This is a genomic window from Streptomyces sp. NPDC048411, from assembly GCF_040704695.1.
Taxonomy (GTDB): domain Bacteria; phylum Actinomycetota; class Actinomycetes; order Streptomycetales; family Streptomycetaceae; genus Streptomyces.
On record NZ_JBEZKL010000230.1, the window covers coordinates 1 to 6,682 of the forward strand.

Annotated in this window: 8 protein-coding genes; 5 read left to right on the top strand and 3 right to left on the bottom strand. The window is 69.6% G+C overall.

Annotated features, from left to right (window positions below):
* Positions 1–91: 91 nt before the first annotated feature.
* The 3 genes from AB0915_RS37645 to AB0915_RS37655 all read right to left on the bottom strand — a co-directional run bounded on the left by AB0915_RS37645 (position 92) and on the right by AB0915_RS37655 (position 1,345).
* Positions 92–685: a hypothetical protein gene (locus tag AB0915_RS37645; protein ID WP_366695695.1), complete on the bottom strand. Its 594-nt coding sequence runs from the start codon at positions 683–685 to the stop codon at positions 92–94.
* 64 nt (positions 686–749) lie between these two features.
* Positions 750–1,121 carry a fic family toxin-antitoxin system, toxin component gene (locus tag AB0915_RS37650; RefSeq protein ID WP_366695697.1) on the bottom strand — a complete coding sequence of 124 codons (372 nt, stop codon included), beginning with the start codon at positions 1,119–1,121 and terminating at the stop codon, positions 750–752.
* Entirely contained in the window at positions 1,118–1,345 is a 228-nt protein-coding gene (locus AB0915_RS37655) for a hypothetical protein (protein ID WP_024493431.1), read from the bottom strand. Before AB0915_RS37655 ends, AB0915_RS37650 begins: the two co-directional genes overlap by 4 nt.
* Positions 1,346–1,466: 121 nt before the next feature.
* On the opposite strand from AB0915_RS37655, the gene AB0915_RS37660 reads away from it, so the two are divergent.
* The 5 genes from AB0915_RS37660 to AB0915_RS37680 all read left to right on the top strand — a co-directional run bounded on the left by AB0915_RS37660 (position 1,467) and on the right by AB0915_RS37680 (position 6,593).
* Entirely contained in the window at positions 1,467–2,348 is an 882-nt protein-coding gene (locus tag AB0915_RS37660) for an LLM class F420-dependent oxidoreductase (protein ID WP_366695699.1), read from the top strand.
* Between the two features lie 54 nt (positions 2,349–2,402).
* A complete protein-coding gene (locus AB0915_RS37665; RefSeq protein WP_366695701.1) occupies positions 2,403–2,828 on the top strand; it encodes a GNAT family N-acetyltransferase in 426 nt (141 codons plus the stop codon).
* Positions 2,829–3,023: 195 nt separating this feature from the next.
* Complete coding sequence (locus AB0915_RS37670) at positions 3,024–4,361, top strand: hemolysin family protein (protein WP_366695703.1); 1,338 nt, start codon at positions 3,024–3,026, stop codon at positions 4,359–4,361.
* Positions 4,358–5,377 carry a hemolysin family protein gene (locus AB0915_RS37675; RefSeq protein WP_366695705.1) on the top strand — a complete coding sequence of 340 codons (1,020 nt, stop codon included), beginning with the start codon at positions 4,358–4,360 and terminating at the stop codon, positions 5,375–5,377. Before AB0915_RS37670 ends, AB0915_RS37675 begins: the two co-directional genes overlap by 4 nt.
* 373 nt (positions 5,378–5,750) lie before the next feature.
* The gene (locus AB0915_RS37680) at positions 5,751–6,593 is read left to right on the top strand and encodes an SGNH/GDSL hydrolase family protein (RefSeq protein ID WP_366695707.1); all 843 of its coding nucleotides are present in this window, start codon (positions 5,751–5,753) and stop codon (positions 6,591–6,593) included.
* Positions 6,594–6,682 lie beyond the last annotated feature (89 nt).

Sequence of the window (6,682 nt, forward strand, 5' to 3'; positions counted from 1 at the left end):
CGGACCTCTTCCATCTCCTCAGGTGTCACACCTCAAAGAAGATCACAACCCTACTCCTGCTTGATCATCCGGGGTACCTAACAAAGCCCTACTAGTCGTCCTGCTCCAGTCGGTCCGCCAACGCCCGGAGCGCGTCGGCGAGGTCCTTCTTCGTGGGCAGCTCGTCGATCTTCTTGTCGAGCTCGTCGATCCGCTTCTCCAGGTCGTCGAGGCTTGCCGGTTCGCTGGGCACGGGGCTGTCGGTCGGGTCCGGGGCTCCGGTCGGGCACAGCGCATCGCTCGGGCTGGGGTCGACACCGCCGCCCGAACCGCTCACGCTGCCGCCGTCGGAGCCGCCGCCGTCCGTGCTGCCGACGTCTGTGCTGTCGGTTGGGTTCGGGCCGACAGCGGGATCCGGGGCTCCGGTCGGGCACGGCGCATCGCTCGGGCTGGGGTCGACACCGCCGCCCGAACCGCTCACGCTGCCGCCGTCGGAGCCGCCGCCGGTGCCGCTGCCGTCGGTGCTGCCGCTGACCCCGCCCGTGCCGGGTTCGGGCTCGGTCGTCACGGTGGGGACAGGGGTCGGATCGGCCGAGCCCTCGTCCGGCGCGGCGACGGCGATCGCTCCGCCGACTCCGAGCACCAGGGCCGCCGCCGCGCCCACGACCGTCATTCGTCTCGCACGCATGTTCCTTATGTGTGTCATGAGCCGGACGTTAACGATGATTCACGACGGAAGGTGGTATTCCGGGAATCTCACACAAAAGGATTCACAGACTCCACTGACGTAGTTCGTCGGCGATGGCCCGGACGTCGGCCTTGCCCTCCTTGACCAGCCGGGCCAGATCGCGCACCTGCTCGGGCGAGGTGATGACCTTCAGCCCGGAGGCGACGAGGTAGCCGTACGCGACGGCCGAGCCGAACATCGCGTTGGAGTGTTCGAGCGCGGGGACATGGAGGAGCAACTGCAGGAGCGCGGCAGCCCTGGAGTGCGGATCGCTGTAGACGGGACTGCCGAAGATCTCCGCCTCATGACGGGCGACCGCGGCGACGAGCGCACCCCAGTCGACGACCTGCGGGTCACCGGGCGTCTTGTGCTCGGCGACCATGAGCAGCCAGGAAAGGTCGATCCTGAGGTTCAACGGTTACCTTTGCGCTCCGGGCCGAACTCCTCGGCGAACACCGACTCGTACTGCTTCATGAAGTCGGCAGCCGCTTCGACAAAGGTGTGTCCGACTTCGCCCGCATCCTGTTTGACGAGCTCCTCTATGTAGCGGTTCACACTCATCCCCCTCTGCAGCGCGCGCTGCCGCGCGGCCTCGGCGGTGGCCTCGTCCACTCGTACGTTCAGCTGAGTCTTGGGCACCCCACCAAGCTAGCGCGGGATTGCTAGCACCGGCAAGGGGAGCGATTCGGCGTACAACTGCGGCTCGCCCTTGGCAGAGTAGATGGGCCGTCCATCGAATGTCCCGACGCAAGGAGAGTTCATGGCGAGGCCGTTTCGATTCGGAGTAAACATGCTGACGCCGACCGGTGGGCACGAGTGGCGCGCCCGATGCCGCCGCGCGGAGGAACTCGGCTACGACGTCATCCTGGTCCCCGACCATCTGGGCATGCCGGCCCCCTTCCCCGCACTGGTGGCCGCCGCGGAGGCCACGGAGCGGCCCCGTGTCGGCACCTTCGTACTGAATGCCGCCTTCTGGAATGCGACGCTGCTGGCCCGCGAGGCGGCCGGTACGGATGCGCTGACCGAGGGACGCCTGGAACTGGGGATCGGGACCGGATACGTCCGCGAGGAGCACGACCGGGCGGGCATCGAGTTCCTCTCCCCCGGCGGACGGGTGGATCATCTGCGGCATACGGTCGAGGAGTTGGACCGCCTGCTGCGCGACGACACCCAGCTGCCGAGGTCCGCGCAGAAGCCCCGGCCGCCGTTGCTGATCGGCGGGAACGGGGACCGGGTCCTGCGGCTGGCGGCACAGTTTGCTGAGATCGTCGCGTTCACCGGGGCCGTCGGCGACCGGAACGGCACGCTCACGCCCCTCACCGCCGAGCAGCTCGACGGGCGCGTCGCCGCCTACCGGCGATTCGCCGCAGGACGGGAGAGCCCAGCCGAACTGAATTTGCTGATCCAGCACGTCCAGGCCACCCACGACCGTCGTGCGGCCGTGCGCGAAGTGCTGCCGAAGACACCTCACCTCGACGAGGACCAGGTGCTGGCCCTGCCGCTGGTCACGGTGGGCACGGTCCGGCAGATGGCCGAACAGCTCAGAGAACAGCGGGAGCGCTACGGCTTCTCCTACCTGTCGGTGCTGGAGCCGAACATGGAGGCGTTCGCCCCGGTCCTCCAGGAACTCGCGGGGAGCTGACCGCATGGCGGAATTCATTCGACGGTGCGGTGGGCCCGGTGATGGGGTACGGACATGAATGATCTCGCAATCCGCGCGGCAGCACCGGGCGACCTCAACGCCGTCCTTGCCTTCTGGAAAGTGGCGGCGGAAGGCACCAGCATCAGCGACGACCGGGACGGCATCGAACAGTTGGTCGCCCGCGACCCCGGAGCCCTCATCCTCGCGGAACGTTCCGGCGAGCTGGCCGGAACCGTGATCGCAGGCTTCGACGGCTGGCGGTGCCACCTCTATCGGCTCGCGGTCCATCCGGACCAGCGCCGGCAGGGCATCGGCCGGGCGCTGCTGACGGCGGCGGAGGAACGATTCGTACAGCTGGGCGGACGGCGTGGCGACGCCATGGTGCTGAACCGCAACGAGCTCGCGCACCACGCCTGGCACGCGGCAGGGTATGCGCCCGAGCCGCAGTGGAGCCGCTGGGTGAAGCATCTCAAGGACTGAGACCGGGGCCGGGGCACTCACCGAGATCACCCACACGCGGCGCAACTTTGCCCGTCCTTTACCATGGGTGTTCACAGCACCACCCCCTTCCGAAAGGTGTGAGCGTCCGCCCATGGGCGAGCCTCCCAGTAGCCGACATCGCCGACACCAGGCGAGCCTCCTGCCCCTGCTCGATCATGGGACGGAGGTGAACCGATGACCGAAGTGCTTCTGCTGCTCGTGGCGGTCCTGCTCTCGCTCGCCTGCGGTGCCTTCGTCGCCGCCGAGTTCTCTCTGACCACGGTCGAGCGCGGCCAGCTCGAACGGGCCGTGGAGCGGGGTGAACGGGGCGCGGCGAGCGCCATGAAGGCGGTGCGCAGTCTCACCTTCCAGCTCTCCGGCGCACAGCTCGGCATCACCGTCACCAATCTGGTCGTCGGCATGCTCTCCGAACCGTCGATCGCGAAGCTGATCCGCGGTCCGGTGGAGGCCATCGGCCTGTCCCCGAGCGTCTCGTCCTCACTGGCACTGGTACTCGGGACGGCACTGTCCACGGTCTTCCTGATGGTCGTCGGCGAACTCGTCCCGAAGAACTGGGCGATCTCCTCGCCGCTCGCCATGGCGAAGGCCGTGGCCACCCCCCAGCGTGCCTTCACCGCGATCTTCCGGCCTTTCATCAGCCACCTCAACAACACGGCCAACCGGATCGTGCGCCGCTTCGGTCTCGAACCGGCCGAGGAGCTGGCCTCCGCCCGCAGCCCGCAGGAGCTGGTGGCGCTCGCCCGCCACTCTGCCAAGGCGGGCGCGCTGGAGGCGGACACCGCGGAGCTGTTCGTCCGCACCCTCAATCTGGCCGAACTGAGCGCGGAGAACGTGATGACCCCGCGGGTGCAGGTCACCGCGCTGGAGGTGCAGGCGACCGCGGAGGACGTCGCCAATGCCACCCGGGCGACCGGACTGTCCCGCTTCCCCGTCTACCGGGGCAGCCTCGACACCGTCGTCGGTGTCGCGCACATCAAGGACGTCCTGGCCATCCCGGCCGAGGAGCGGCACCGCAAGCGCGTGTCGGAGATGTTGCGTGAGCCCCTGCTCGTACCGGAGAGCCTCACGGTGGACCGGCTGCTCGACAGGTTGTCCAGCAAGTTCCCGATGGCCGTCGTCATTGACGAGTACGGCGGCACGGCCGGTGTCGTGACGCTGGAGGACATCGTCGAGGAGGTCGTCGGCGAGGTACGCGACGAACACGACCCGCACGAGACGCCGGACCTCGCACCGGCCGGCGAGGACGCCGACGGGCGCACCCTGTGGTCGGCCGACGGCGCCGCCCGCATGGACCAGTTGCGGACGATCGGACTGCGGGTGCCGGACGGACCGTACGAGACGCTCGCCGGACTGATCGCCACGGAAGTCGGCCGGATCCCTGTCGTCGGTGACTTCATCGAGCTGGCCGGCTGGCGGCTCGACGTCGTGGACGCCTCCGGGCGCCGCGCCGCACGGGCGCTGCTGCACGCACCGCTGCCCGGCTTCGACGACGAGACGGAGGACGGGCGATGACTGCCGTCCAGCTCTTCATCGGTCTGTTGACCCTGGTCGTCAACGCATTCTTCGTCGGCGCGGAGTTCGCGCTGATCTCCGTGCGCCGCAGCCAGATCGAGCCCCAGGCGGAGGCCGGGAACCGGCGTGCGCGAAGCGTCATCTGGGGCCTGGAGCATGTGTCGGCGCTCCTCGCGGCGGCGCAGCTCGGCATCACGCTCTGCACGCTGGTCCTCGGTATCGTCGCCGAGCCGGCCATCGCGCATCTGCTGGAGCCGGCCTTCGACGTCGTTGGTGTGCCACACGGACTGGTCCATCCGATCTCGTTCGTGATCGCACTGTCCTTGGCGACGTATCTGCACATGCTGCTCGGCGAGATGGTCCCGAAGAACGTCGCACTGGCCGAGCCGGTACGGACCGTGCTGTTGCTCGGTCCGCCGCTGGTCACCCTTGCCAGGGCGCTGCGCCCGGTGATCTTCACGGTCAACGCCTTCGCCAACACCCTGCTGAAGCTGCTGCGGGTGGAGACGAAGGACGAGGTGTCCTCGACGTTCTCCGACGACGAGCTGGCCCGGCTGGTACAGGACGCCGGTGACGCCGGCCTGGTCGACGACCGCGCCGCCGAGCGGCTGCACCACGCACTGGAGCTGGGCCGTCGCCCGGTTCGGGATGTCGTGCTGCCGGTCGAGCAGGTGGTCTACGCCCGGGTCGGGACGACGCCCGAGGAGCTGGAACGGCTCTCGGCCGAGACCGGATTCTCGCGCTTCCCGGTGCTGAACAGCGAGCAGCGGATCCTGGGGTACCTCCATGTGAAGGACGCCCTCGACGCCGCGCCGCGTGATGTGCCGTTCCCGGTCACGGCGATGCGGCCGATCGCCCGGGTGCGGGCGGTGACGCCCCTCGACGACGTACTGACCGCGATGCGCCGGAGCCGTACGCATCTGGCGGCAGTGCTCGACGAGGACGACAGGCTCGCCGGCATGGTCACGATGGAGGATGTGCTGCGCGAGCTGGTCGGACGGCCGCAGGCACGCTGACGGACGGACCGGGGGTACGCGGCGGGGGTACACGACAGCGCTCACGGGCGTGGCCCGCGCCGGGGGCGCGAGCGGCGAGGCCACGTGGCGGGGGGCGCGCCACGTGGCCGGCCGGAAGGCCGGGACAGGCTGACGGACCGCGGCAGTCTCCACCGCACTCTGATCATTCGCCCTGGCCGTAGGGCTCCTCACGCGAACTCCCGGCCTGTTGCCGACCGGGCTGCACACCGCGGCCGGCCTCGTCCGGTCGGCCCTGCTGATCGCCTTCGCGCAGGTCCTGTGCGGCCGGCCCTCAGCGACTGCCGCGCCACCGGACGCGGGGGCGGCGCCGCCCGGAAGGGGCCGGACCCCACCGCGATACGATCCCAAGGCCATGGAAATGAATGCCTCGTACACCAGTCTTGTCGCGGTCGGCGACTCATTCACCGAGGGCATGTCGGACCTGCTGCCCGACGGCTCGTACCGCGGCTGGGCCGATGTCCTCGCGAGCCGTCTCGCCGCCCGCACCCCCGGGTTCCGGTACGCGAATCTCGCCGTGCGCGGGAAGCTGATCCGCCAGATCGTGGCCGAGCAGGTCGATGCGGCCGCCGCCATGCAGGCGGACGTCGTCACGCTGGTCGGTGGTCTCAACGACACCCTGCGGCCCACGTGCGACATGGGCATGGTGCGCGGTCAGCTGGAAGAAGCCGTGGAACGCCTCGCGCCGTCGTGCAAGAAGCTCGTGCTGATGCGCAGCCCCGGCCGCAACGGACCGGTCATGGAGCGCTTCCGCCCCCGCATGGAGGAGCTGTTCTCCCTGGTCGACGATTTGGCGGACCGCCACGGTGCGCTGGTCGTCGATCTGTACGGGGCACCGGCACTCGGCGATCCCCGGCTGTGGGGCGTCGACCGGCTGCATCTGACGGCCGAGGGACACCGCAGGGTCGCCGAAGCAGTCTGGCAGACGCTCGGACTGCCGCCGGAGCACGACTGGCAGACGCCGCTCCCCGCCGCGGTGCCCCCGCGGTGGGCGATACGGCGCGTCGACGACCTCCGCTTCGCGCGGCAGCATCTGGCGCCGTGGATAGGGCGGCGTCTGACCGGCCGGTCGTCCGGGGACGGACGGACCGGCGCCCAGTTCAGCGCCGAGCTGGGGAAGGCATTCTGGGTCACCCCTGAGGACGTCCTCGCCCCGGGCCCGGTCGCGACGTGGCGCCGTGTGAACGGCGCCGGCTAGGGCGTGTTTCGAAAGTAGCGTCGTCCGCCCGTAGGGCGGGCCAGGCGGCGTCTGGTGCGTGCGATCGCAAGGCGGAGGGTCGCCCCGAT